This is a genomic window from Janthinobacterium sp. GW821-FHT03C08, assembly GCF_059420905.1.
The window spans coordinates 101,949-127,774 of sequence record NZ_JBWKUP010000017.1 but is presented as its reverse complement, the minus strand read 5'-3'; the positions used below and the strand labels follow the sequence as shown (position 1 = coordinate 127,774).

Here is a 25,826-nt window from a genome sequence, read left to right as displayed (position 1 = left end):
ACAGGATTTGAACCTGTGACCTTCGGGTTATGAGCCCGACGAGCTGCCAGACTGCTCCACCCCGCAGGCGAATTATAGCGGGGTTTGCTGCAATGCGCAATGGCCGGCTTTCCAGTCCCGTTTGCAGTCCCGGTGCGCGTCCCGTTTCAGGCGGCGGCCAGGCGCCACAAGGACGTCACTTCCTGCGAGCGGGCCGCGTGCAGGCTGTCCGTGGCGTCCTGCGCGCGCGGGTGCGTGGGTTTCACGTCGAGGCGGTCGACGACCTTCAAGCCCGCTTGCTCGATCCACTCCAGCAATTGCGCGCGCGGGCGCAGGCCCAGGTGCTCGGCCAGGTCCGATAAAATCAGCCAGCCTTCGCCGCCTGGTTCCAGGTGGCCAGCCAGGCCGGCGAGGAAGCCGCGCAGCATGCGGCTGTCCGGATCGTAGACGGCATATTCGATGGGCGAACTGGGACGCGCCGGCAGCCATGGCGGATTGCACACGACCAGCGGGGCACGGCCGGCGGGGAACAAGTCGGCCTGCACCACCTCGACCTTGCCGGCCAGGTCCAGGCGGGCCAGGTTTTCGCGCGCGCAGGACAGGGCGCGCGGGTCCTGGTCGGTGGCGACGATGCGTTCGATGCCGCGTTGTGCCAGCACGGCGGCCAGCACGCCCGTGCCCGTGCCGATGTCGAAGGCCAGCCTGGCGCGCGCGGGCAGGGGCGCGTCGGCCACGAGTCCCACGTATTCGCCGCGCACGGGGGCGAAGACGCCGTAGTGCGGGTGGATGCGCTGGCCCAGGGCCGGCAGCTCCACGCCCGTGCGACGCCATTCGTGCGCGCCGATCAGGCCCAGCAGCTCGCGCAAGGAGGCGATGAACGGTTCTTCGCCACGGCCATAGGCTTCATTGCAAGCCAGTTTCACGTCCGGCGCGCGGCGCAGCGGAACCGTGTAGTCGGCATCGAACGGCAGCAGCAGCATGGCCAGGGTGCGCGCGCGCTGCGACTGGGCCTGGCGGTGCAGATGGAAGGCTTGCGTGGCGGTGGGTTCCGGCTTGGCCAGCTTGGCGGCCTTGGCCTTTTTACTCGGCTTGTCGTGCTTGTGGTCGGCGCGCCGCGCCAGCGCCTGCAGCAGCTGGCGCGCGTTCTGGAAGTCGCCGCGCCACAGCATGGCCGTGCCTTCGCAGGCCAGGCGGTAGGCCTGGTCGGCCGTCGTGCGGTCGTCGGCGATGACGACGCGCCTGGGCGGCGGCATGCCGCTTTCCGAGCGCCAGCGGGCCGAATGCTCGGCGCCGTTTTCGCTCCAGTGGATCTGCGGATGGACGGTAGGTGAAGAAGTGTCGGACATGGATTTCAATCGATAGAAGGTGGGCGCGCGGCATGGTCGCCTGCGCAGGCCGTCTTCTATTATACGTCGCTGCCCGTGCCGCCAGTGCTGCTTGAGCTGTCCGTGCCGTAGGCGGCGGCCACTGCGCGGGCGCGCGCCTGCGCATCGGACGCCGCGTCCGCAGTCTTTTTGCCGGCGTCCGAGGCGGTGTCCGGCTGCACCAGCTTGAGCAGGCGCAAGCTCAGGCTGCCCGCCTGGTCGCCAGCATTGCCGCTGGCGCTAGCGGACTGGCTGTCGAATATGCTGCTTTGCAATTGCTGGCCCAGCAGCTTGAACAGGTCATTCAGATTGCCGCCGAAGTGGGTGTCAGGCAATTGTTTGGCGGGCACGGTGTCGGCATCGCCGGACGCCGCTTGCGGCGTGTCGCCTTGCGCTTGCGCAAATGTCCCCGCGCTGATGCTCGATTGATATTGCACTTCCACTTCGAAGTCGAAGGTCTGGCCATCGGCCGTGGTGATCTTGCCCTTGCCGATGAAATGGGCGTTTTCATCGAGGCTGAAGGCGGCCGCGCGGCTGCTGCCGCCCGCGCCCGCGACGCTGGCGCCGCCACTGCTGAAGCTGGAGCCGGCCTGCAGGTCGACGGAATCGAAGGCAACCTTGGCGCCATCGCCGAACAGCTGGCGCGTCATGGTGGAGAGAAAATCCTGCGCCACGTCGACAGTGGCGTTGCCCAGCGCATCCGTCCGCCGGGACAGCCCCTGGGCCGACAGGTCCAGGCCGTTTTTTGACAAAGCCACCACGTCTTGCGCCGTGCGCTGCATCAGGGGCGACGCTGCCAGGCCAGGCGTGCCCGTCCCCGTTTTTGGCGGCGTTTGCCCTGCCAGGGTATTGGCGGCAGGCTGGCGCGAGCCGGAGGTGAGGGCGGGAAGCTGGGACATGAACAAATTCCAAGTGAGCAAGTACTCAGTTAACGGCAGTCGTGTCCCATTCTTTAACCATCAGTGGTGGTGCGACCAGCTACCGTCCGCCGATTCCAGGTAGGACTTGACGGCATCGGCCTGGCCCGTGGCATGGCGCTTGAGTTCGCCGCATGCGCAAATGCCCTGGTAGGGCTGGATATGCGAGCAGGCGGAGACTTTTTGCAGGTAGACCTGCATGGATTTGTGACATTTTACGCACTTGAAGGTGAGGCTGCGGGCGGCTTTCATGGGTTTCCTTGAACTGTTGCGGGGCGTGGAGGGTATTTACGCGAAGGCCGGGATTTTAACGCACTCCGTCCACGGTTACACGTTGTTGCATCTGCGCCACGCACAAGTCAACTGAATCCGTGCCGTGACGTTGAACGTATATGGGAGGCCGTCTGGCATCCATTGAAGAGGTAGCACCATGGACAAGTGTGACAAGCAGCAGCCTGTACAACCTGGCAAGGAATTGGTCAGGAAATGGTTGAAAGCGGAACTGGAACAGCGCCGGCCCCCGCCCGACCCCGAACAGATCCGGCGCGAACTGGGCTGGGACATGCTCAGGCTTTGCCGCGAGCCCCTGCCGCGCTGACGCTGGCGCGCCCGCTCGCTGCCCTCAGCGCACCGTCACCACGCTCTTGCCGCCGGAACCGGGCTGCACGAGGATACGGGTGGCGATGCGCTCCGTCATTTCCTGCACGTGCGAGATCACGCCCACCTTGCGGCCCATGGCCTGCAAGCCGTCGAGGGCATCCATGGCCACGCGCAGGGTTTCCGTATCCAGGCTGCCGAAGCCCTCGTCGATGAACAGCGATTCCACGCGCACGCGGTTCGATGACAGCGAGGCCAGGCCCAGCGCCAGGGCCAGCGAGACGAGGAACGATTCGCCGCCCGACAGCGAATGCACGGAGCGCAGCTCGCCGCCCATGTCCTGGTCGCGCACCATCAGGCCCAGAGACGGATTGTTCGGGTTGCCGATGCGTTCGAGCTGGTAGCGGCGCGCCAGGTGGTTCAAATGCGCATTCGCATAGCCGAGCAGCACTTCCAGGGTGAATTGCTGCGCGTAGTTGCGGAATTTCTTGCCGTCGGCCGATCCGATCAGTTCATTCAGGCTGGCCCAGCGCCGCTCGATGACGGCTTGCGCCTCGATCTGCGCCAGCATGGCCTGCGCGCCGTGGCGCCTGGCGTCGTCCTGCGCGATGGCCAGGCGCAGGCGCGTCGCTTCCTCGTTCGCCGCCTGGCGTTCCTGTGCCAGTGCGTCGAGCGCCGCGTGCAGCGCGTCCACGTCCGTTTCCAGGCCGGCCGGCGGCTGCGCCAGGTGCGCCGCGTGCTGCTGCCGGCGCTCGGCCAGCACGGAGACGGCCGCCGTATGGCCGTCCGCGATCAGTTGCAGGGCAGCGCGCTCGGCGCGCATGGCGTCCATGGAGACGGCCAGGCGCGCGCGCAGCGCGTCGAGCGTGGCGGGAGCGTGGCCGCCGTGAACCTGCCGGAACTGCTGCAGCCAGTCCTGCAGGGCCGCTGCGGCGCGCTCTTCCTGCGCACGCAGGGAGGCCAGGCGCTGCGACAGCTGGGCGCATGCCTCATCGAGGCGCGTGCGCTGCTGGCTGGCCGTTTGCGCCGCCGTTTGCTGCTGCGCCAGTTGCGCCTTGGCTGCGGCGACAGCGCTTGCCAGCGCGCGCTCGATGTCGGCCACGGCCTGGCCTTGCCATAGCGCGTTGCGCTCGGCTTGCAGCGTTTTCAAGTGCTTGTCGAGGGTGGCGTATGCCGCATGGGCTTCCTGCGCCAGTTGCCGTGCCTTGCCGGCGGCCAGCGTGGCGCCATCGAGCTGCGCCGCCAGCGTTGCCAGCGCGTGGTGGCGCTTGTCCTGATCCGCCTGCTGCTTCAGCCAGTGCCGGCTTTCCGTTTCGCGCGCGGCGCGGAAAGCTGCCGGGCCGGCGCGCCAGCCGTCCTTCCAGTCTTCGGCGCCATCCGCGTCGGCAAACGCGCCATCGAGCTGCGCCAGCAGGGCGTCGAGCGCGCCGCGCGCCGTCTCGCCTTTCTCGGCGTGGGCTGCCTGCTGCGCCTGCAGCTGCGCCAGCCGCGTCTGCGCCTCGGCGACGCTGGCCGTCCAGCGCGCATGCTCGTTCGACGCCAGTTCGTGCGCCGCCTGCGCCTGGTCGCGCCGCGCGCCGGCCTGGCGCAGGGCCGTTTCCTGCTGCGCCAGCGCCTGCAGGCCGGCCGCATTCGCGCCCAGTTGCTGCGTGAACCAGTCCGCGCGCTGCGCCGCGGGCGGCAGCTGCAGGGAGTCCGCATGCGGCTGCCATTGGGCGTCCAGGAGCGCAATGGCGGCCGGCAGGGCCGCCAGTTCGGCCGCCGTCTGCGCCTGTTCGCGCGCGTATGCGGCCAGCGCCGCCCTGTGCGCTGCCAGCCGTTCCACATTGCCGCGCAACTCGGCGCGGCAGGCCAGCACCTGGTCCTGCAGGCTGGCCAGCATCGCCTGCAAGGCGTCGTCGGCGTGGCTGTACGGGTGTTCCAGCGCGCCGCAGACAGGGCAGGGCTGGTCGTCCTGCAAAGTGGCGCGCAGCTGTTCCACGCTGGCCGCGCATGCCGCCTCCGCCCCCTTCAGCGATTTCTCCGCCTGCGCCAGGCTGGCCTCAAGCCGGGCCGTCTGCGCCGCTGCCGCCGCCAGCGCGGCGTTTTCCGCCTGCGTGGCTTGCGCCAGCTGCGCCGCCGTGGCTTGCCAGTGCGCCAGCGCCTGCTGCTGGCGCGACAGTTCGCTCCAGGTTTTTTCCGCGCTGGTCAACAGGCGCGCGTGCGCCTCCAGCTGGCCGCGCTGGTCCTGCAGGTCCTGGCCATCGATGGCGTGCAGGGCGGCCAGCGCGTCGCGCCGTTCCGCGTCGCGCGTCGCCAGCGTGGCAGCGGCGCCCGCCAGCGCCTCGTGCGCCGCCCGCGCGGCATCGCCGCCCTGGCGCAGCTGCTGCGCCGCCTGGGCCATGCTGGCGTCGGCCGCATCGGCCTGCGCGGCAGCCTGGCCGGCCTGGGCAAACAGCTGGTCCCACAACTGCCATTTTTCCGCCAGCAGCTGCGTATGCCGGTGGGCGTCCAGCCACTGGCGGCCCGTTGCCTGTTCCGCCTGCAGGGCTTGCTGGCGCTGCTGCACGTCCTGCAAGGCGGCGCGCGCCGTTTCGTCGGCCCGGTCGGCCGCCAGCACGCCGTCCTGCGCCTGGCGGTGCGCGGGCAGGTGCGCCGCGATGCCCGCGTCGAGCGCCTTGGCCTGGTCCAAGAGCGGCGCCGCGTCGCGCAGTGCCGCTTCCTGTGCCTGCAGGGCGGCCGTGGCGTGCTGCACGCCGCCGGCCAGCTGCGCTTCGGCGGCGACGGCTTGCGCCGCCTGGAGCCGCGCCGTTTCCAGCGCGGCGCCGGTGCCGGCGATGTCGCCCGCCAGGCGCGTCACTTCGTCGGCCAGGGGACGCGCCGGCTGCAGCAATTCCCACTGCGCCAGCGCCGCGCGGCGCTCCTCGGCGGCCGCGCCCTGCGCCAGCGCGCCATCGAGCGCCTCTTGCGCCGCCGCCACCTGCGCGTGCAGCTTGTGCGTCTCCTGGTGCCAGCGCTGCTGCTGCTCCAGCACGGCCTTGCGCAGGTCGAGGGTCTGCAGCGCAGCCTCGGCGGCCACGCCCAGCGCTTGCGTTTCGGCCCGTTCTTCCGGCGACAGGGGGCGCTGGTCGGCCAGCTTTTCGCCCAGGCGTTCGAGCAGCTGTTTTTCCCTCTTGGCCCGCTCGAAGGCGCGCACGGAGATGTCCGTGTACATGCTGCTGCCCGTCAGGGTCTCGAGCAGCTCGCCCCGTTCATTGTCTTCCGTTTTCAGGAAGGTGGAGAACTCGTTCTGCGCCAGCAGCACGGCGCGCGTAAACTGGTCGAAGGACAGGCCGATGCGCTTTTCGATTTCTTCCTTGACTTCCGTCTTGGTGCCGCCGATGGGCTGCAGCGCGGGCAGCTCGTGCAAGCTCATGGCCGTGGCCTGCAGCGCGCCTTCGGCCCTGGTGCGCGAGCGGCGCACGCTCCAGCGCGCGCGGTAGTGGCCGCCGTCGTTGCCGACGAAATCGACTTGCGCGTAGCCGTCCGGCGTGCCGCGGCGCAGCAGGGTGCGCGTATCCTGGGCATTGACGGTTTCCTTGCCCACGTCGGGCAGGGCGTTGCGCCCCAATACCTTGAGCAGGCGCGGCGTGGCGTCGTACAGGGCCAGGCACAGCGCGTCGAGCAGGGTGCTCTTGCCCGCGCCCGTGGGACCGCTGATGGCGAACAGGCCGGCGGAGGCCAGCGGCTCCTGCTGGAAGTCGACTTCAAATTCGCCGGCCAGCGAGGCCAGGTTCTTACCGCTGATTTTCAGGATTTTCATGGATCTTCAGGTGCGAAAAGGTCAGGCGCCGGGCAGCAGCAGTTCGGCCAGGGCCGAGAGGAGTTCGGGCGGCGCATCCTTGGCGTATTTTTGCTGGTACAACAGGCGGAAGATGTCGTCCGGCTGCAGCTGGCCCAGCTGGTCAAGCGTCATGCTGTCGGGCGCGCTGCTGCGCGCGGCGCTCGACGTCTCGATCTTCGCCAGGCGCACGGGTTTGCCGTCCAGGGCCGTCTCGATGCGCGTGCGCAGGCCCGGTTCGGGCGCGTCGAGGCGCACGCGCACTTCCAGGAAGGGCTGCGCTTCGACCGCAGCGTCCGGCACGTCGAGGGCGGCCAGCCGTTCCAGCACTTCGGCCAGCGGCGCCGGCGCGGCGGGCACGCGCAGGAGGGGCACGGCGCGCGGCACCTCGATGGCGCGCACTTCCCGCAACTGCTCGCCATCGATGTCCAGGCACAGCACCTGGTGGCGGTAGTTCACTTCCGCGAAGGACAGGGGAATGGGGCTGCCGCAATAGCGGATATGCTCCTGCCCGCCGACGGCCTGCGCCTTGTGCAGATGGCCCAGCGCCGCATACGCGATGGCGGCATCAAAAATCCCCGACGGCAGCATCTCGGTGCCGCCGATGACGATGCGCCGCTCGGAATCGTTCGACATTTCGCCGCCCACCATGTGGCAATGGCCCATGGCGACGATGGCCTGGCCGGGCTGGCGGCGCGCCAGCGCCAGGTCCGCCAGCTGGCGGTACAGCAGGGCGATGCCGCCCAGGTAGGCGTCCTGCGCGTCGCCGACCGGCAGCTTGGGCACGTCGCCGGGGCGCAGGAAGGGCACGGCCAGGCACCAGGCTTGCACCTGGCCGTCGCTGCCCGTCAGCGGCAGCAGCAGGCGCTCCAGGTCGATCTGGCCATCCTCGCCGCGCAGCAAATGGCCGATGACGTGCGTGCCGTGCGCGGCCAGCAGGGGGCCGGGCGCTTCGAGCCGGCCGGCCGAATCGTGGTTGCCCGCGACGACGACCAGCTGCAGCGCGGGCAGGCGCGCGCGCGCCTGCTGCAGGAACACGTACAGCTGCTTTTGCGAGGCGGCCGACGGGTTGGCGTTGTCGAACACGTCGCCCGCGACGAGCAGCACGTCGACCCGCTCGGCCACGAGGGTGTCGAGCAGCCAGTCGAGGAAGCGCTGGTGTTCGTAGCCCCGCTCGTAATTGTGCAGGGTCTGGCCCAGATGCCAGTCGGAAGTGTGCAGCAGGCGCATGGTGGGGCAAGGGTAGGGAAGACAGACGCCAATATAGCAGGAATGGCGCCAGGCGCCAGCGGCCATCAAGTCGTCAGCACGCCGGCGCGATAAGTATTCCTGCCATCCTGCTTGGCTTGATATAAAAGCACGTCGGCCCGCTGCAGCAGCACGGCGGGGGAGATGTCTTCGTCGCGGTAGAAGGCCAGGCCGATGCTGGCGGAAATGCGCACGGTGATGCCTTCCAGCTCGAACGGCTGCTGCATGGCGGCGACGATCTTTTCCGCCAGCATGGCCGCGTCGTCCGGCTTGCTGATCTGCTCCATGATGATGGTGAATTCGTCGCCGCCCAGGCGGGCGATGATGTCGGTGGCGCGCATGGTCTGCGTCAGGCGCTGGGCGAAGGCGCGCAGCAGGGCATCGCCCGTGCCGTGGCCGTGGGTGTCGTTGACGGGCTTGAAGCGGTCGATATCCATGTACATGACGGCCATCAGGTGCTGCTGCTGGCGGCTCGCGTGCATGGCGTCGCTGAGTTTTTGCTGGAAGCCGGCGCGGTTCGACAGGCCCGTCAGGGCGTCGACCTGGGCCAGCTTCAGCAGGCGCTGTTTTTCCCGCTTCTGCACGGTGATATCCTGGCGCATGACGTGAAAGCCCACCACCTGCAGGTTGTCTTCGCCGATTTGCGGGATGTAGATCACCTCCATGCAGCGCTCGATGCCTTCCTTTTCATCCTCTTCCTCGAAGCTCAGGGTCTCGCCGGCCAGCACGCGCCCGATGTAGGGCGCGACGCTGTGGTAGCGGGCCTCGCCCACGGTGTCGCGCACGCTCTTGCCCAGCACATGCCGCCCCGTCAGGCCGAATTCGCGTTCGTAGGCGATGTTCAGGAAGCGGTAGACCTGGTCGGCGTCGATGTAGGCGATCATGGCCGGCAGGGTGTCGGCGATGGTGCGCAGGCGCGCCTCGCTCTCCAGCAGCGCCACTTCCGATTCGCGCAGGGTGGTGATGTCGTCCAGGCTGCCCACGTAGCCTTCGATCCGACCGTCGATGAGGATGGGGGCGATCTTCACGGAGACCCAGACCAGCTTGCCGTCGCGGTGCAGGCAGCGCAGGGTGGACTGGAAGGGCGCATGGCTGCGCGTGAGCTGCTCCAGCGCCACGTGCATCAGCGGATAGTCGTCCGGGTGCAGCGCGCTGGTCCAGCCGGCACCCAGGGCGGCGGCGCGCGGCAGGCCCGTGATGGCTTCGAAGGTGCGGTTGGCGTAGGTGCAGCGGCGCTGGCGGTCCAGGCGCACCAGTCCCAGCGGCGAAGCGTCAGTGACGGCGGCCAGCTCCGCCTGTTTCTGGCGCAGTTCCAGCTCTTGCTGACGGCGCTGCGAAATGTCTTCGGCGATGCACAGGATATGCTCGATCTGCTGGCGCTCGTCGAAGACGGGCACGGAGACGGCGTGCAGGTAGCGCAGGCTGCCGTCGGGCAGGCGCAGCGGCTTCTCGGTGTGGTCGATGACGCCCCGCTCGGCCAGGATGGCGCGGTCGTCCTCGGCGTCGTGCAGGCCGAAGTCGGGCGGAAAGGCCTCGCAGTCGGTCTTGCCGATGATGTCGCCGGCCTGGTAGCCCGTGATGTCCTCGGCCGCCTTGTTCCACACCTCCATCTGGCCGAAGTTTTCCGGCCGCGCGCTCTTCACGTACACCAGCACGGGCAGGTGGTCGATCAGCGACTGCAGGAAGCTGCGGTTGTCCTGCAGCGCCAGTTCGTCGTGCTTGCGCGCGCTGATGTCGCGCGACGTGACGGCCACGCCGTCGGCGATGGGCACCACCTGGTGGCGCAGCCAGCGCGTGCCGCCCGACGCCAGCGTCAGCTCGAATTCGTCCTCCAGCGGCTGGCCCGTTTCCATCACCAGCACGAAGCGCTTGAAGAAGCGCTCGCCGCGCAGCAGGGGCACCAGCGGCAGCACGCGCTGGCCCAGCAGTTCGGAGCGGGGCTTGCCCAGCATGTCGGCGGCCCGTTCGTTGATGTCGGCAAAGACGAAGTCTTCCACCGGCTTGCCCGGCGCCGGGCGCCAGGCTTTCAGCAGCAGCACGGCGTCGAGGCTGCCCTGGTGGGCCGCGCGCAGCAGCGCCTGCGTTTCCTTGGCCTGGCGGATGCTGCGGCGCAGGCGGGCGCTCTGGCGCGTCAGCAGGGCCGTGAAGCCGGCGATGAGCAGGCTGGCGGCAATCAGCGCGCCCAGGTAGACCTTGCGGCGGTGCTCGAAGCGGGCCAGGGCGGCGGCCCGGCTGACGCCCACCACGGCCAGCAGCGGATAGCGGGACAGCTCGCGGTAGCTGTAGATGCGCGCCGTCGCGTCGACGGGCGGCTCGATCACCAGTTCCTCGGGCGCGTGATCGGGCGGGCCGGGCATGCGGAAGTCGATGCGGTCGCTGATGATCAGCTGCTCGCCGATGCGCCCCACCGTCAGGCCGCTGTCGCGCGCCACCAGCATCAGCGCGCCATGTTCATCGAGGTTCAGGCGGTCGTAGTCGTCGACGAAATAGGTGGGATTGATGAGGATGATGATGGCGCCGGCGAAGCGGCCATGCTCGTCGTTCAGGCGGCGCGCCAGGCGGATGGTCCAGTGCTTGCTGTCGGCGTCGAGCATGGGCGTGTCGACCAGGGCCGTGTCGGCCGGATTGGCCGCCAGCGCGCGGAAGAAGGACTGGTGCGCCAGCTGGTCCGGGAAATAGGCGTTGGCGCTGTCGATGACGTTGCCGTGCGCGTCGGTCAGCGCGATGGGCAATTCCAGCTTCGACGGCAGCACGCTGTCGAGCAGGCCCTGGCGGCGCGTGAATTCGTTCAGGCGCAGGCTGCCGCCCGACTCCTCGTATTTGAGCTTGAACAGTTGCGTGGCGTGGTCCGTCTGGCGCAGGATGTAGCCGGTATGGTCGGCCAGGGTGCGCGCCAGGGTCTGGCTGCCTGCCACGGCGTCGCGCACGGCGCCGGCCTGTTCCTGGCCCACCTGGTAGATGACGGCGCCCCACGTCACCAGCAGCAGCAGGAGCGCGAACAGGGGCACCAGGCTGAAGCGGTAAAGGCGGCTGGCAAGGCGTTGCAGGGGTCTCGTTATCGATATCACGGGCGCTTGCAGGCTAGGGTCATGGAAAAGGGGAAGGGCGGCGTGGCGCGCATCATAGCCGAAATATGCTGACCTGCGCGCCGCCATTTTTCGCTGCCCCAGCGCCCGTTCGTCGTCTGTCGCTGGCGTTATTTTGCGTTAAATCAAGTAGTCGTGGTGCCACGCACGTGAAAAAAAGCGCGCGGCCCGCGACACGGGCGGGCGGCGTGGCAGAAAAAGTACAATTACGCCGCCATCCTCATTAAAATGGGCGCTTCTCCCTCCCATATCGAAAGTTGTCATGCAGAGTAAAAAGCCCGACGCGGCAAGACTGGACAAGATCGTGGCCGACGCGCGGCGCGCCGCCGACCAGCGCGAGAGCGGCTACCGCGAGCGCTCGCTGAAGATGTACCCGTGGGTCTGCGGCCGCTGCATGCGCGAATTCACGCGCGCCAACGTGCAGCAACTGACGGTGCATCACCGCGACCACAACCACGACAACAACCCGCCCGACGGCAGCAACTGGGAACTGCTGTGCCTGTATTGCCACGACAACGAGCACTCGCGCTACCTGGAGGCGGACCGCGGCGCCGGCCTGCTGTCGGCCGAGGTGGCACCGGCCACGCACAATCCCTTCGCCGCGCTGGCGGGGCTGATCAAGAAGAAGGACTGAGCGGGCCTTCCGGCTCCCACGCCATGCGCATCCTGCTCACCGAAGACGACCCGCAGCTGGGCCGCGCCACGCAGATCGGCCTGGAACAGGGCGGCTATGCCGTCGACTGGGTCATGTCGGCCGAACACGCGCACACGGCCGTGCGCCTGCACGACTATGCCTGCATCCTGCTCGACCTGGGCTTGCCGGGCCAGGACGGCATGCAGGCGCTGGGCACCCTGCGCGACAGCGGCTACGGCGGCGCCGTGCTGGTCGTCACGGCGCGCGACAAGGTGGGCGAGCGCATCGCCGGGCTGGACGCGGGCGCCGACGACTTCATCGTGAAACCCTTCGACCTCGACGAACTGGCTGCGCGCATCCGCAGCGCCTGCCGCCGCGCCGCCGGCCGCCTGCGGGAAAACCTCGTGCACGGCGACCTGGTGCTCGACATCGCAGACCGCCAGGTGACGCAAGGGGGAACCCCCGTGAACCTGACCGTCAAGGAGTTCCGCATCCTGCAGCTGCTGCTGGAACACGGCGGCAGGGTGCTGAGCCGGGAGCAGCTGGAAAAAAACCTGTACAGCTGGGGCGGTGAAGTGGAAAGCAACGCCGTGCAGGTGCACATCCACCACCTGCGCAAGAAGCTGGGGCGGGAATTGATACGCACCGTGCATGCGATCGGGTATTGCATCGACAAGCCCAAGGCGGCTTGATGCAAAAACGGGCCGCCCTGAGGCAGCCCGTGGCGGTGATGCTCAGCTAGCCATCACGGCATCAGAAGTCGACGGTGGCCGACAGCCACAGGCGGCGCCCGTCCAGGCTGTTGACGTAGCGGTTGGCGTAGGTCAATGCCGGTGCGCGGTACGGCTGGTAGTCGATGAAGTCCTTGTTGAGCAGGTTGTACACGGCCGCGTTCAGGGTGACGCGCTTGTTCAGCTGATAACTGGTACCCACGTGCAACATGGCATAGCCCTTGTAGTCGCCCAGCGCGGCCTTGGCGGCGCGGGTGGCGGCCGAGGTGCCCGGATCGCGGAAGCGGTCGCTGCGGTATTCGCCGCGCAGCCAGCCGTTCCATTGCGGCGAGATATCCCATGCCAGGCGCGCGTTGACGGCGTGCCTGGGCGTGTCGCTCAGGGGCTGGCCCGCATTGCTGCCGCTCTTCTGTTCGCTTTCCGTGTAGGTGTAGTTGGCGCTGGCCGACACGCTCTTGCCCAGCGGGAAGCGCGTGTTCAGCTCGACGCCCCGCGTGACGGCCTCATCCACGTTGATGGACTGGCCGAACGCATCGACATTCGGCCAGTTGCCGAAGCTGACGCAGCCGGGGCGGTTCGGCGACGGGCGGTAGTCGCAGTTGAGCAGGCCCGTGCCGGAGGTGATCTTGTCCTTGAATTCGTTGTTGAACAGGGTAGCGCTGGCCGTCCAGCCGGCCAGGTTGTCGAAGTAGGCGCCGATTTCCGTCGTCGTGCTCGTTTCCGGCTTCAGGTTCGGGCTGCCGACCAGCGGTATCGTGCCCTGGCCGCCGAAGCCGTTGATGCCTGGCGACAATTGTTCCACGCGGGGCGTCTTGTAGCCCTTGCTGACGCCGCCCTTGATGGTCCAGCTCGGGTTGGCGTTCCACACGGCGTAGGCACGGGGGCTGGTCTGGCCGCCGAAGATGCTGTGGTCGTCATAGCGGGCGCCCACCGTCAGGGCCACGCTGTCGAGCACTTGCCATTCGTCTTCCAGGAACAGGGCTTTTTGCGTGAATTCGAATGTCTTTGGCGCCACGCCATCCGTCATTTCCGCTTTCCACCATTGCGCGCCGACGGTGGCCATGTGCTTGCCCAAAGGTAATACCAACTTGGTATCGAAGACCTGGCTTTCCACTTCCAGGGTGCGCGCGCTGCCGGCCACGGCGCCCGGCGTGCCCGGCGGGATCGTGCGGCCCAGGGTTTCCGTCTTGTTGACCATGTAGCTGCTGTCCAAGGTGCCGAAGCCGAAGCGGCCCGTGTGCGACAGGGTCCACTGGTCGCGCTGGTATTTCTGCTCGGGGCCGTAGCCGCCCTGCACCGACTGCGTGCCCAGCTGGCCGCGCGAATTGTCGTAGGTCTGGCGGCCCGCGTCGGCGTCGAGGATGACGGTGTGGAAGCGGTTCGGCGTGAAGGCCAGGCGGGCGCCGACGTTTTCCACGTCCGAACGCACGGGATTGGCGCCCATGCTGGCGGGCACTTGCGCGCCGGCCGCGTTGGGCACGCGGATGTCGGCCGCATCGCGGCGCTGCTTGCTGCCGCGCAGGGACAGGCCCAGCACGTCGGTGGCGATGGGGCCGCTCAGGTAGAAGCGGCCCGCCTTGACGTCGCCGAAGTCCGCTTCTTCCTGCAAGGTATAGTCGGCCGAGACGGAACCCATCCACTGCTTGCCCACCTTGCGCGTGATGATGTTGATCACGCCGCCCATGGCGTCCGAGCCGTACAGGGTCGACATGGGGCCGCGGATGATCTCGATGCGCTCGATGGCGGCCAGCGGCGGCATGAAGCTCGTCTGCGTGCCGCCGAAGCCGTTCGGCGTGACGTTGCCCGCCGCGTTCTGGCGGCGCCCGTCGATCAGCACCAGCGTGTAGTCGCTGGGCATGCCGCGGATGCTGATGTTCATGCCGCCCGTCTTGTCGGCCGCCGCGCCCACGTCGATGCCTTCCACGCTTTCCAGCGCCTGCGTCAGGTTGCCGAAGCGCTCCTTGGACAGTTCCTGGCGCGTCAGCACGGTGATCGAGGCGGGCGCCTGCCGGATATCCTGCTCGAAGCCGGAAGCGGAGACGACGACTTCCGGCATGCTGTCCGGCGCGGCCACTTGCGCATGCGCGGGCAGGCAGGCCAGGGCGGCGATTGCCAGTGCCAGGGTGGTGGGACGCGGCAGGCGCGGGCGGCGGGTACTGTTGGACATGCAAACTCCTGGTGGTTGATTGCTTACTGTTTTGTTATAGGTTGATTGGTGCTGCTGCTGGCGCTGCTGTTACGGTAATGGGAATCATTGGCAAAATAAGAATCATTTACAATTGCGGACCTGGCTTCCCATAAAATATTTCGCTCCGGATCTTGCGCAGAAGTTCTTAAGAGATTCTTAACAAGCCCGCGGCATCATGCAAACTCTTCCTCAGGCGCGCCCCATGCTCATAGTCTCCGCCACCGTCGGCCCGAAAACGCAGCTGCATCCGGAGCCGGTAGGCGCATGAGCGGGCCGGTCCTGCAAACCTGGTCGCTGCGGCGCACCCTGCTGGCCGTGCTGCTGGGCCTGACCCTGGCCCTGTGGGTGGGCAGCGCCGCCATCGTGTACGTGGAAGCGCGCCGCGAAAGCCAGGAACTGTTCGACCAGTCGCTCATCGAGACGGGCCACCTGCTGCTGTCGCTGGTGGAAAAGGATGTGCGCGAGCATGGCTTGACGGGACCCATCGACCTGCCCCTGCGCGGCCAGCGCAATCCCCACCAGTATTTGCTGTTCAAGGTGCGCGACGCGCAGCAGCGCGTGCTGTACCGCAACGATGCGGCCTCCGACATCACCCTGTCGCGCAGCGCGCCCGATGGCCTGTCGTGGACGACGATCGCCGGCCAGCGCTGGCGCCTGTATTCGCTGTGGGACCAGCCGCGCAGCCTGCAGCTGCTGGTGGCCGAGCCGACCAGCCACCGCGACGACATCAGCCGCGGCTTCTTTTACCGCATCGCGCTGTTTGGCCTGCTGCTCGCGGCGCTGGCCACCATCGCCATCTGGTGGAGCATCCACCGCGTCTTCCGCGTGCTGCAGGTGTCGGCCGATGAAGTGTCGGCGCGCACGCCGAACGAGCTGGCCGACGTCAATTTGCATGGCGCGCCCGGCGAACTGCATCCGCTGCTGCTGGAAATTAACCGGCTGTTTGGCAGGGTGCGGCACAGCCGCGACAACGAACAGCGCTTCACGGCCGATGCGGCGCACGAACTGCGCACGCCGCTGGCCGCCATCAAGACCAATCTGCAGGTGCTGCAGCGGGCCCGCAGCGCGGACGAGCGCGAGGAATTCATCGCCGGCCTGGGTGCCAGCGTGGAGCGTGCCACGCGCCTCGTCAACCAGCTGCTGGCCCTGGCCCAGCTCGACCCGCAGGCGCCGGCGGGGACGGCGCTGGCGCCGGGCGACCTGGCGCCGCTGCTGGCGCGGCAGGAAGAAGCGTGGCAGGCGCTGGCCGCGCCATACGGGCTGGCGCTGGCGGTGAACGCGGCGCCGGCGCCGTGCGCGCTGGACGCGGACAGCCTGCAGATCCTGCTGCGCAACCTGGTCGACAATGCGCTGCGCTACACGCCGGCGCCCGGCTGCGTCGCCGTCAGCTGCGGCGTGGAGCAGGGGCGCAGCTACGTGCGCGTGGCCGATACGGGACCGGGCATCGCCGCAGAGATGCACGAGCGCGTGTTCGAACGCTTCGTGCGCCTGGGCGGCGGACAGCTGCCCGGCAGCGGGCTGGGACTGTCCATCGTGCGCCGCATCGCCGAGCGGCATGGGGCGCAGATCGTGCTGGGGGCCGGCCTGCAGGGCCGGGGGCTGGTGGTGACCGTCATCTTGCCATGACGGCGGCGCCAGCGGTGCTGCAAACGCCTACAGCGACTTCAGGAAGGCCAGCAGCGCCTCGCGCTCCGTCTTCGACAGGTTCTCGAAACGCTGGCGCGCCTTCGCCCCCTCGCCGCCGTGCCACAGGATCGCTTCCGTCAGGCTGCGCGCGCGGCCGTCATGCAGGTAGCCGGCCTTGCCGCCGTTGCCCATGACCTTTTCCGTGTAGCCGATGCCCCACAGCGGGGCCGTGCGCCACATGCTGCCTTTCGCCTGGCCTTCGCTGAACTTGTCGGCCAACTCGGGACCCATGTCGTGCAGCAGCAGGTCGGTGTAGGGGCGGATGGTCTGGTTGCGCAATTCCGCAAACAGGTGGCCCGCGCCCGTCTTCATTTCCACCGTGTGGCAGGCGGCGCATCGCATGCCCTGGAACAGCCTCGAACCGGCGGCAACCTGCTGCGGATCGACCTTGAGTTCCTCGATCGGCGCCACGCCTTGCGGGAAGCCGCTGGCGATGCTGCGCTGGGCCGGCACGGCGACCAGGGCCAGGTACTGCGTGATCGACTGCAGGTCCGCTTCCGAGATGCCGGGCTGCGCGCCGCCCGCCGCGCACGCCGCGGGACCGGCCATGCAGGCGCGGTTGCGGTACACGGGCGAGGTGACGGCCATGTCCAGCAGCAGGGCGTCGGCCGCCTGGTGGCGCAGGGTGGCCTTCGACGCCTTCCAGCCGAAGCGGCCCAGGCGCACGGCGCCCGTTTCCGGGTCATACACGTAGTTGGGCTGCCCCTTGACGCCGTCGGCGTCCGGCGTGGCGCGGGCGCGCGCCAGGATGTCCGCTTCCGGCACGGCTTCGAGCAGGCCCGTGCCGATCATCGGCGGCGCCGCGCGCAGCGAGACGATGGCGGGCACGGGGCCTTCAAAGGCCAGCGTGGGCTTGCGCAGTTCGACTTGCGTGCCATCGGCCAGGGCCACCGTACGCGCCGTGAAAGCGCCCACGCTGACGCTGTTGCCCCAGTTTTGCGGCGCGCCGGAAGGCGAGACGGCATTCATCTGGATCGCCGTGCCGTACTGCGGGTGCGGCACCTGCTGGCCCGCCGCATTGATGCTGGCGACGCGCACGGCCATGGTGTCGAGGCGCTGGTTCAGGGCCACGGGCGCGGGGCTGCGGCCATTGTTGACGTGGCAGGCGATGCACGCCGACTGGGCGTAGCGCTGCCCCTGCAGCCTGACGGCTGGCGCGTAGCGGTCGTTGCCGCCCTCGTTATGCTCGCCGGTGGTGAAATTCGTGTGCACCAGGCGCCGCCCCTCGACGAAGCGCTGCATGTTCTGCATGCCGATATGGTTGTGCGGCTGCTGGAATATGAACAGGGCATTGTCCGAGTAGTTGTACGACACGGAACCGAGGCCGCCGGACAGGGTTTCCTCCGGCAGCGGCACGGAATTGAGGCGCGGCTGCACGCCGTACCATGGCCGCAGGCCAGCACCCACGACATACGTCCATTCGTAGGAGTAGTAGCGGATGCCGCCGTCGTCGCCCTTCGAGGCCATCGAGGCGGTGGTGGAAAACATCGATGGCGACACTTCGATGATGTCGCCTGCCGTCAGCGCGCGCGCCTTGACGTCGGTGCCATTCGGCATGCCGGCCGCATCGAGGCCGCCATGGCCCGGGTATTCCTTGATCAGCAGGGTGCAGGCGCCGTTGATGCCGCTGGCGTTCGTCAGGCGATCATTGGCGGGGTAGGCCATGGGCTTGCAGACGGGGACGTTGCGGTCCACCAGTTCGCCGGGCGACATCCAGCCGTAGCCCGTCACGCCGGGGCGGTCGAAGCCGCGGAAGAAGGCCACGCCGCCGGAGAGGAAGTCGACGGTGGTGTACTGGTTGACGATCAGGGTAGGTTTCGTGACGCCGCGCACCTTGCTGTTGTCGATGATTTCCACGCCCCAGGTGCGGTTCTTGAAGTACTGCGGCACGAAGGTCAGGTAGTTGCCGGGACCCTTGTCCTGCGGCAGGCCCGTGACGGGATCGACCGTTTCATTCGGGCCGTAGCCGATCTCATTCCATTCCTCGCCCCGTTCGCGGCCGTGGCGCGCCAGGCCCCGCGCGCCGAAGCGCGTCACCAGGGTGCCGTCCGCGAGGGTAAATTGCAGGCTTTCCAGCGGCTGCGCGGCGGCCGGCAGCGGCGCCATGCCCGCGCCGTCGCCGGGGAATGTCAGCGCCGAGGTGGCGGTGGACGGCAGGCTGTTGTCGCTGCCCGGCGTCTTGAATTCCACTTCCAGCAGCGAATAGCCGTACTGCGTGGCGCGCGCCACGCCCTGCAGGCGGATGTAGCGGGCATTGACGCCCAGATTGAAGAATTCCTCGGTGCCGCCGTGGCCGTTGCCCACGTAGCGGATCTGCGACCAGTCCTGCCCGTCGTCGGACACCTGCAGCGCGTATTGCTTGCCATAGGCGTTTTCCCACAGCAGCTTCATGTAGCCGACCGGCGTCTTCGCGCCGAAGTCGAACTGGATCCAGGCGCCGTCCTCGAACTTGCTGGCCCAGCGCGTGCCCGTCTTGCCGTCAATGGCCATGGCGGCCGACATGCCGGGGTTTTCCACGGGCGAAGAGGTGGCGCTCACGGGGCGGATGACGGCGCCGGGCAGCGTCGGATCGCTGGTGACGGGGGGCGGTTCGGTGACGGGCGGCGTCACCGGCGGCAGGGCAGGCGTGCCCGAGAAAGCCTGGATTTCAAAGATGGAATAGCCGTACTGGCCCGAGCGTTTCACGCCCTGCATGCGCAGGTAGCGGCCCTGCGCGGAAAAACCCGTGATGTCCTCGATGCCGCCCCGGCTGTCTTCGACGCGCTGGACGGTGGTCCAGTGCGCATTGTCGTCCGACACCTGCAGCAGGTAGGCGCTGGCGTGCGCGTTTTCCCAGGCGATGCGCACGCGCGTGATGGTTTGCGAGGTGCCGAAATCGAGCGTCAGGTATTCGTTGTCCGTAAAGGCGCTGCCCCAGCGCGTGCCATCGTTGCCGTCGATGGCGGCGCCGGCCGACAGGTCGCCCCGTTCGGCCGAGCTGGCCGTGGCGGCGACGGGCGTGAGCGCGGCCTCGGATACGCTTTCCGCCAGCAGCCGCTGCGCCGCGGCCGGCGCGGCGGCGTTGTCGCCGCCTCCGCCGCACGCGGACAGCGCGAGGGCCAGGGACAGCGCCAGCGGCAGGCCGGGCCTGGAAAAACGGCCGGGACCGGCCTGCTGCCGCCCGGACCAAAGCAAAGATGTGTGCATGTTCTCTTCCTGGTTTTTATTGATGCAGTGGGATTGGCCAGCCTGTTCCGCTCCGCCCACCGGCAAGTCGGACACCGGCGCCGCGCACGCCGCGCCCTGCGACCGGCCGGCGGCAGGGATGGGAGGCGTGCAGGGCGGGCAAGGCTGAGGTGTATTTAATTGCCGTGTGGCAATATTTTCCTTAAGTTATAGAATCGCCAGGGGCGTGTCAAGCGCCGCCGTGCAGTTGTCACGAAGCGGTCATGTGGCGGCCATTTTTTGCACTGTTGCGGTGCGCAAGGTGAATGAAAATGCGCGACAGCATGAATACAATTCAGGAAAAAATGCGGAAGCGGCGATGAGAATGCGGTATCTTCCTGATATGCCCGTGCATGATGCGCGCCACCTTTTTTGCTGAGGAAGATCCCACCTTGCCGATACCGTCCGCCGCACCGCTATCCCCGCCGACGCCGACGCCGGCGCTGTCCCTGGCCGCCGCGCGCTCGCTGCACCTGGCCGCGCAGGGCCTGCTGCAGGCGCGGCGTAAAAAAGCCGTGAAGGCCGACGTGCTGGCGGCCATCCGCCAGATGGGCGTGCTGCAGATCGACACCATCCACGTGGTGGCGCGCAGCCCGTACCTGGTGCTGTGGAGCCGCCTGGGCGACTATCCGCAGCCGTGGCTGGAGCAGTTGCTGGCCGAGGGCGCGCTGTTCGAATACTGGGCGCATGAAGCCTGCTTCGTGCCCATCGAAGACTATGGCTTGTACCGCCACCGCATGCTCGACCCGGCCGCCATGGGCTGGAAATACTCCGTCAAATGGATGGCCGAGCAGGGCGAGGCCGTGGCCGCGGTGCTGGCCCACATCCGCGCCAACGGCGCCGCCCGTTCCGCCGACTTCGAGCGCACGGATGGCCAGGCGGGCGGCTGGTGGAGCTGGAAGCCGGAAAAGCGCTCGCTGGAAGTGCTGTTTACCTCGGGCGTGCTGATGATCGCCAAGCGCCACAATTTCCAGCGCTATTACGACCTGGCCGAGCGCGTGCTGCCCGGCTGGCACGATGGCTTGCTGCCCTCCGAAGACGAGGTGCGGCGCCGGCTGCTGCTGGCCAGCGTGAAGGCGCTGGGCCTGGCGCGGGCCGGCTGGATCAGCGACTACTTCCGCACGAAGCAGCCGCGCGCCAGCCTGGCGCGCGATCTGCAAATACTGGTGGACGAGGGCGCGCTGCTGCGCTACGCGGTGGACGGCTGGATAGACGCCGTGTACGTGCATGCCGATCATGCGGACCTGGCGCGCGCGGCGGCGGCCGGCAAGCTGGCGCCCACCCTGACGACGATCCTGTCGCCGTTCGACCCCGTCGTGTGGGACCGGCGCCGCGCGCTGGAACTGTTCGGCTTTGACTACCGGCTCGAATGCTATACGCCGGCCGAGAAGCGCCAGTACGGCTATTTCACCTTGCCGATCCTGCGCCGCGGCGCGCTCGTGGGCCGCCTGGACGCCAAGGCGCACCGCGCGCAGGGACGTTTCGAGATCAAGTCGCTGGCGCTGGAAGAGGGCGTGCGCCCCAGTCCCCGCCTGGTGCAGGACGTGGCCGGTGCCGTGCGGCGCCTGGCGCTCTGGCATGCCTGTCCGCAGGTTGATATTGCGCAAGCGCAGCCGGCGCCGTTCGGCCAGCAGCTGGCCGCGGCCCTGCAGGATGGCGGCCTGGCCGCAAGGCGGGCCGCATGATGCTGCCGCCCGCTCCCCCTGATCTGCTCGACGCGGATGGCCAGCCCCGCTTCGGCCGCTACACGGGCATGCTGGGCGCCTTCGACTGGGCCGCGCTGGCGCCGCCGCACGCGCGCGGCGCCCTCTGGCGCCTGTTTCACCACAAGCGCTGGCATTACGTGGCGCTGTCGACACCGGCCGTGTTCTGCGGCGTGGCCATCGTCGAGCTGGGCTGGACCAGCACGGCGTTCGCGTATGCCTTCGACCGCCACAAGGGCAAGATCGTGGCCAGCTTTTCGCAGGATGGCGTACCGGGCCTTTCCGCCTCCGTGGCGCCGCATGCGGCTGCCGGCAGCCGTTTCCGCTTCCTGTCGCACCACATCGCCATCGAGGCGCAAGCGCAGCACCGCTACCGTCTGCAGCTCGATTGCGGCCATTTCGGCATCGATGCGGAATTCGGCCCGCCCGTCGCGCCCACCCTGCTGGCCATCGGGCCCGTGGGCGAGGGCGGCAGCGCGCACGCCACGCAAAAGTCGGGCGGCCTGCCCCTGTGGGGCAACGTGCGCTGCGGCGCCATGGGCTACAGCCTGGACGATGGCGTGGCCAGCTTCGATTATTCGAACGGCTTGCTGGCGCGCGAGACGGAATGGCGCTGGGCGTCGGCGCACAGCCTGGACCTGGGCTTCAACCTGCAGGCCGGCTATTTCGGCGCGCATGAAAACGCGCTGTGGCTCGATGGCCAGCTGTATCCGCTGGGCCGCGCGCATTTCGACTTCAACCCCGACAACCCGCTGGCGCCGTGGCATGTGTGGACGGACGACGATCTGCTGGACCTGCACTTCAAGCCAGAGGGCGCGCGGCGCGAGGACAAGAACCTGTGGATCGCCGCCAGCCGCTACATCCAGCCCATCGGCACCTTCAGCGGCTGGGTGCGCGCCAGCGCGGAATCGCCCAAGCGCATCGTGGCGCAGCTGGCGGGCGTGACGGAAAGCCACCGCTCGCGCTGGTAGGCATGCTTTTTTGCGAAATGCACGACAAGGTCAAATTTATTTGGCAATGTATCCCTTACACTGGCGCATAGTCGCTCCGGCAATCCCGCTCCGGCAATCCATGAGGCTAGAACATGAGTATCCGTAATCTCGACAAGCTGTTCAAGCCGGCCTCGGTGGCCCTGATCGGCGCCACGGCGCGTGAACGCAAGCTGGGCGCCATCGCCCTGTACAACCTGCTCGGGGGCGGCTATCAAGGAGACATCTGGCCCGTCAATCCCAAGTATGACGAGCTGATGGGCCTGAAATGCTACCGCAAGCTGGCGCAGCTGCCCAAGGCGCCGGACCTGGCCATCATCTGCACGCCGCCCGCCACCATCACGGCGCTGATCCGCGAACTGGGCGCGCTGGGCACGCGCGCGGCCATCGTCATGACGTCGGGCCTGGACCCCGCGCGCGAACAGTCGCTGCGCCTGGCCATGCTGAAGGCGGCCAAGCCGCATTTGCTGCGCATCCTCGGCCCCAACAGCATGGGGTTGCTGGTGCCGAAACTGGGCCTCAATGCCAGCTTCGCCCACGTGGGCGCGACGAGCGGCAAGATCGCCTTCGTGTCGCAATCGGGCGCGCTGGTGTCGGGCGTGCTCGACTGGGCCAATGCACACGGCGTGGGTTTTTCCAAGTTCATTTCGCTCGGCGGCAGCTACGACATCGATTTCGGCGACCTGCTCGACTACCTGGCCGGCGACGTCGACACGGCCGCCATCCTGCTGTACATGGAAGACATCCACGCGGCGCGCAAATTCATGTCGGCGGCGCGGGCGGCGGCGCGCAGCAAGCCCGTCATCGTGCTGAAGGCGGGGCGCGAGGCGGAAGGCGCGGCCATGGCGGCCTGGCACACGGGCGCGCTGGCCGGCTCGGACGCCGTGTACGACGCGGCCATCCGCCGCGCCGGCATGCTGCGCGTGTATTCGGCCGAGGAACTCTTCGACGCCGTGGAAACCCTCACGCATATCCGCTCGCAGCGGGGCGAGCGCCTGGCGATCCTGTGCAACGGCGGCGGCCTGGGCGTGATGGCCACCGACGCCCTCGTGGGCAGCGGCGGCAAGCTGGCCGAGCTGTCGCCCGATACCGTCATCGCGCTGGAAAAGGCGCTGCCGCGCGGCTGGTCGCACGACAATCCCGTCGGCCTGCCCGGCGATTCGGCCGTGCAGCGCTATGTGGACGCCATCGCGCCGCTGCTCGACGAGCCGCAGGCGGACGCCTTGCTGCTGCTGCACGCGCCCACGGCCATGGTCTCGTCGATCGACATCGCCGAAGCCGTCACGCCGCTGATCAAGGCCACTTCGCGCACGGTGCTGTCGTGCCTGCTGGGCGGCACCACCGTGGCGCCCGCGCGCCAGGTGCTCAATCGCGCCGGCATTCCCACCTACGACACGCCGGAAAAGGCCGTGCATGGCTTCATGCAGATCGTGCAGTACCGGCGCAACCAGGAAACGCTGATGCAGGTGCCGGCGCAGCTGCCCATGTCGGCCACGCCGCGCCGCGCCCGGGTGCGCGAGATCGTCGCAGCCGCGCTGGCGGCCGGCCAGACGGTGCTGGGCGAATGCCGCTCGAAGGAAATCCTCGCCGCCTACGGCATTCCCGTCGCCACCACGCGCATGGCGGCCGACGTGGAAGAGGCGCTGGCCGTGGCGGCCGATATCGGCTACCCGGTGGCGCTGAAGATCCACTCGCCCGACATCGCCCACAAATCCGACGTGGGCGGCGTGGCGCTGGACCTGGACACGCCCGACATCCTGCGCACGGCCGCCGCCGCCATGGAGAAGCGCGTGCGCCGCATGCGGCCCGACGCGCTCATCGACGGTTTCACGGTGCAGCAGATGGCGCGCCGGCCGCAGTCGCATGAACTGATCGTCGGCGTGACGACGGACGCCGCCTTCGGCCCCGTCATCCTGGTGGGGCAGGGCGGCATCGCCGTGGAGGTGACGGCGGACCACGCCATCGGCCTGCCGCCGCTGAACATGGTGCTGGCGCGCGACATGCTGGCGCGCACGCGCGTGTCGAAACTGCTGGCCGGCTACCGCAACCAGCCGCCGGCCGACATCGACGCCATCTGCTACACCCTGATCCAGGTGGCCGAACTGGTGGCCGACATCGGCGAGCTGGCCGAACTCGACATCAACCCCCTGGTGGCCGATGCGGATGGCGTGATCGCCCTCGACGCGCGCATCCGTTTGCAGCCGGGCCAGCAGCGCGACCGCCTGGCCATCCGCCCGTATCCGCAGGAGCTGGAAGAGCAGGTGACGTGGATGGACCAGCCGATCTTGCTGCGCCCCATCCGCCCCGAGGACGCGCCGCAGCACATGGAACTGTTCCACGCGCTGGACCCGGACGATGTGCGCCTGCGCTTTTTCACGTCCATGCGCGAGCTGCCCGTGTCGCAGCTGGCGCGCCTGACGCAGATCGATTACGACCGCGCCATGGCCTTCATCGCCACGCGCACGGGGCCGGATGGCCAGCCGGAAACCCTGGGCGTGGTGCGCGCCGTGGCCGACCCGGACAATATCCATGCCGATTTCGCCATCGCCGTCCGTTCGGCCCTGAAGGGCAAGGGCCTGGGCCACATCCTGTTCGAGAAGCTGGTCGACTACTTCCGCGGCCGCGGCACGGAAGCGCTGGTGGGCGAGGCGATGGCGCGCAACAAGGGCATGCAGCGGCTGGTGAAGAGCTTCGGCGGCGAGGTCACGCCGTCCGAAGAGCCGGGCGTCGTCAACCTGCACATCGGATTGCGGCCGCCGCGCTGAAAATGATGCGCGCGGCAGGCTGCGGGTTTGTGCAGGATCAAACCCTGCCCTGTCGGCAGTCTTTACACTTTCACTTCCAGGATGATACGTCCGACGTGCTTTGGGAGTGAGTGCATGCTTACGGCAACATATATATTGGTGTCCTTGTCGGTGGAACAGGCCAGCATCCGCATGAGTCTGCTGGCTTTTCAGAAATACATGCACGTGCAGCTACGGCACCAGAACTGCCTGAGTCTGGCGCAGCTGCAGTATGCGGGCGACTGGCTGAACCGTCTCTACCAGGGCGGCTACTGGCGCAAGGTGGAGATGTACCTGATTCCCGCCATCCGCCAGGCCGCACCGCATGCGGACGGCCTGCTCAATGAACTTAACGGCCTGAACCATGCGGCGCTGGAAAGCATCAATGCCGTGCAGCAGCGCGCCGCTGCCGCCATCGACAGTACGGAACTGCAGGCCGGGCAGCTGTGCGCCGCCATCGACGCCTTTTGCGCGGCTTTGCTGGCGCGCCTGGAAAAGGACGAGCGCGAGCTGTTCGCCCTGGCGCGCAAGGTGATCGTGGGTGAAACATGGTTTGCCATCGCCTATCAATTCCTGGCCCATGACGCGCGCGCGCAGGAAGCGCGCCGCGACAAGGCGCAGGTGCTGCCCTTCGTCCTGCCGGCGGCGGGCACGGCGGCCGCCGGCGGGCAGGGCGCCGCTGCCGGCAGGCAGGCTGGCGCCAGTGTCGACGCCCATGCGGCGCGGCTGGCGGCGCCACAGCCGCTGCGCGCGCAGGCTTGACGGGGTAGCAAGCGCCCACCCCGCCGTGCCGTCCGGAGTGGCGCTGGTTTTCGGGCGGCACGGCGGTCTGCCGACATGGGGAAAATGTTCGATTTACTCATTTGATAACTTGTTCAGCCCTGTCCGATGCAATACCCCGGGCTTTGTTATGATGGT

At 68.2% G+C, this 25,826-nt stretch carries 16 protein-coding genes; 8 read left to right on the top strand and 8 right to left on the bottom strand.

Going from position 1 to position 25,826, the window contains the following annotated elements; genetic code table 11:
• Window positions 1-146: 146 nt before the first annotated feature.
• Genes AC07VL_RS22865 through AC07VL_RS22855 form a run of 3 tightly spaced genes read right to left on the bottom strand, consistent with a single transcriptional unit; the run spans window position 147 to window position 2,512 of the window.
• Window positions 147-1,325, bottom strand: a complete 1,179-nt coding sequence (locus AC07VL_RS22865) for a methyltransferase (RefSeq protein WP_494807879.1) — start codon at window positions 1,323-1,325, stop codon at window positions 147-149.
• 59 nt (window positions 1,326-1,384) lie between these two features.
• Window positions 1,385-2,242: a hypothetical protein gene (locus AC07VL_RS22860; protein WP_494807878.1), complete on the bottom strand. Its 858-nt coding sequence runs from the start codon at window positions 2,240-2,242 to the stop codon at window positions 1,385-1,387.
• Between the two features lie 60 nt (window positions 2,243-2,302).
• Window positions 2,303-2,512 carry a hypothetical protein gene (locus AC07VL_RS22855; protein WP_034755039.1) on the bottom strand — a complete coding sequence of 70 codons (210 nt, stop codon included), beginning with the start codon at window positions 2,510-2,512 and terminating at the stop codon, window positions 2,303-2,305.
• Window positions 2,513-2,690: 178 nt separating this feature from the next.
• On the opposite strand from AC07VL_RS22855, the gene AC07VL_RS22850 reads away from it, so the two are divergent.
• On the top strand, window positions 2,691-2,858 hold the full coding sequence (locus AC07VL_RS22850) for a hypothetical protein (protein WP_290604676.1): 168 nt from the start codon (window positions 2,691-2,693) through the stop codon (window positions 2,856-2,858).
• A 24-nt stretch (window positions 2,859-2,882) separates the two neighbouring features.
• Here the strand turns inward: AC07VL_RS22850 and AC07VL_RS22845 are convergent, their stop codons facing one another.
• The 3 genes from AC07VL_RS22845 to AC07VL_RS22835 form a co-directional block, all read right to left on the bottom strand.
• Window positions 2,883-6,638 (bottom strand): AAA family ATPase, encoded by a 3,756-nt coding sequence (locus AC07VL_RS22845; RefSeq protein WP_494807877.1) that lies wholly within the window; start codon window positions 6,636-6,638, stop codon window positions 2,883-2,885.
• 21 nt (window positions 6,639-6,659) lie between these two features.
• On the bottom strand, window positions 6,660-7,886 hold the full coding sequence (locus AC07VL_RS22840; RefSeq protein WP_494807876.1) for an exonuclease SbcCD subunit D C-terminal domain-containing protein: 1,227 nt from the start codon (window positions 7,884-7,886) through the stop codon (window positions 6,660-6,662).
• Window positions 7,887-7,951: 65 nt separating this feature from the next.
• A complete protein-coding gene (locus AC07VL_RS22835; RefSeq protein WP_494807875.1) occupies window positions 7,952-10,972 on the bottom strand; it encodes a PAS domain-containing protein in 3,021 nt (1,006 codons plus the stop codon).
• Window positions 10,973-11,252: 280 nt separating this feature from the next.
• Between AC07VL_RS22835 and AC07VL_RS22830 the strand changes: the two genes are divergently transcribed.
• Together AC07VL_RS22830 and AC07VL_RS22825 are read left to right on the top strand one after the other, a co-directional pair.
• The gene (locus tag AC07VL_RS22830) at window positions 11,253-11,624 is read left to right on the top strand and encodes a YajD family HNH nuclease (protein ID WP_131687343.1); all 372 of its coding nucleotides are present in this window, start codon (window positions 11,253-11,255) and stop codon (window positions 11,622-11,624) included.
• Window positions 11,625-11,647: 23 nt separating this feature from the next.
• Window positions 11,648-12,316: a response regulator gene (locus AC07VL_RS22825; RefSeq protein ID WP_494807874.1), complete on the top strand. Its 669-nt coding sequence runs from the start codon at window positions 11,648-11,650 to the stop codon at window positions 12,314-12,316.
• A gap of 61 nt (window positions 12,317-12,377) precedes the next feature.
• On the opposite strand, the gene AC07VL_RS22820 is transcribed toward AC07VL_RS22825, so the two are convergent.
• The gene (locus AC07VL_RS22820; protein WP_494807873.1) at window positions 12,378-14,522 is read right to left on the bottom strand and encodes a TonB-dependent receptor domain-containing protein; all 2,145 of its coding nucleotides are present in this window, start codon (window positions 14,520-14,522) and stop codon (window positions 12,378-12,380) included.
• Window positions 14,523-14,807: 285 nt separating this feature from the next.
• Between AC07VL_RS22820 and AC07VL_RS22815 the strand changes: the two genes are divergently transcribed.
• Window positions 14,808-16,169 carry a sensor histidine kinase gene (locus AC07VL_RS22815; protein ID WP_494807872.1) on the top strand — a complete coding sequence of 454 codons (1,362 nt, stop codon included), beginning with the start codon at window positions 14,808-14,810 and terminating at the stop codon, window positions 16,167-16,169.
• Between the two features lie 27 nt (window positions 16,170-16,196).
• Here the strand turns inward: AC07VL_RS22815 and AC07VL_RS22810 are convergent, their stop codons facing one another.
• Window positions 16,197-19,415 carry a di-heme oxidoredictase family protein gene (locus tag AC07VL_RS22810; RefSeq protein WP_494807871.1) on the bottom strand — a complete coding sequence of 1,073 codons (3,219 nt, stop codon included), beginning with the start codon at window positions 19,413-19,415 and terminating at the stop codon, window positions 16,197-16,199.
• A 371-nt stretch (window positions 19,416-19,786) separates the two neighbouring features.
• On the opposite strand from AC07VL_RS22810, the gene AC07VL_RS22805 reads away from it, so the two are divergent.
• The 4 genes from AC07VL_RS22805 to AC07VL_RS22790 all read left to right on the top strand — a co-directional run bounded on the left by AC07VL_RS22805 (window position 19,787) and on the right by AC07VL_RS22790 (window position 25,670).
• A complete protein-coding gene (locus tag AC07VL_RS22805) occupies window positions 19,787-21,118 on the top strand; it encodes a winged helix-turn-helix domain-containing protein (protein ID WP_494807870.1) in 1,332 nt (443 codons plus the stop codon).
• Complete coding sequence (locus AC07VL_RS22800) at window positions 21,115-22,107, top strand: DUF2804 domain-containing protein (RefSeq protein WP_494807869.1); 993 nt, start codon at window positions 21,115-21,117, stop codon at window positions 22,105-22,107. The genes AC07VL_RS22805 and AC07VL_RS22800 overlap by 4 nt, the downstream gene beginning before the upstream one ends.
• A gap of 113 nt (window positions 22,108-22,220) precedes the next feature.
• Window positions 22,221-24,890 (top strand): bifunctional acetate--CoA ligase family protein/GNAT family N-acetyltransferase, encoded by a 2,670-nt coding sequence (locus AC07VL_RS22795; RefSeq protein ID WP_494807868.1) that lies wholly within the window; start codon window positions 22,221-22,223, stop codon window positions 24,888-24,890.
• Window positions 24,891-25,004: 114 nt separating this feature from the next.
• Window positions 25,005-25,670: a hypothetical protein gene (locus AC07VL_RS22790; protein ID WP_494807867.1), complete on the top strand. Its 666-nt coding sequence runs from the start codon at window positions 25,005-25,007 to the stop codon at window positions 25,668-25,670.
• The last annotated feature ends 156 nt before the right edge of the window (window positions 25,671-25,826 follow it).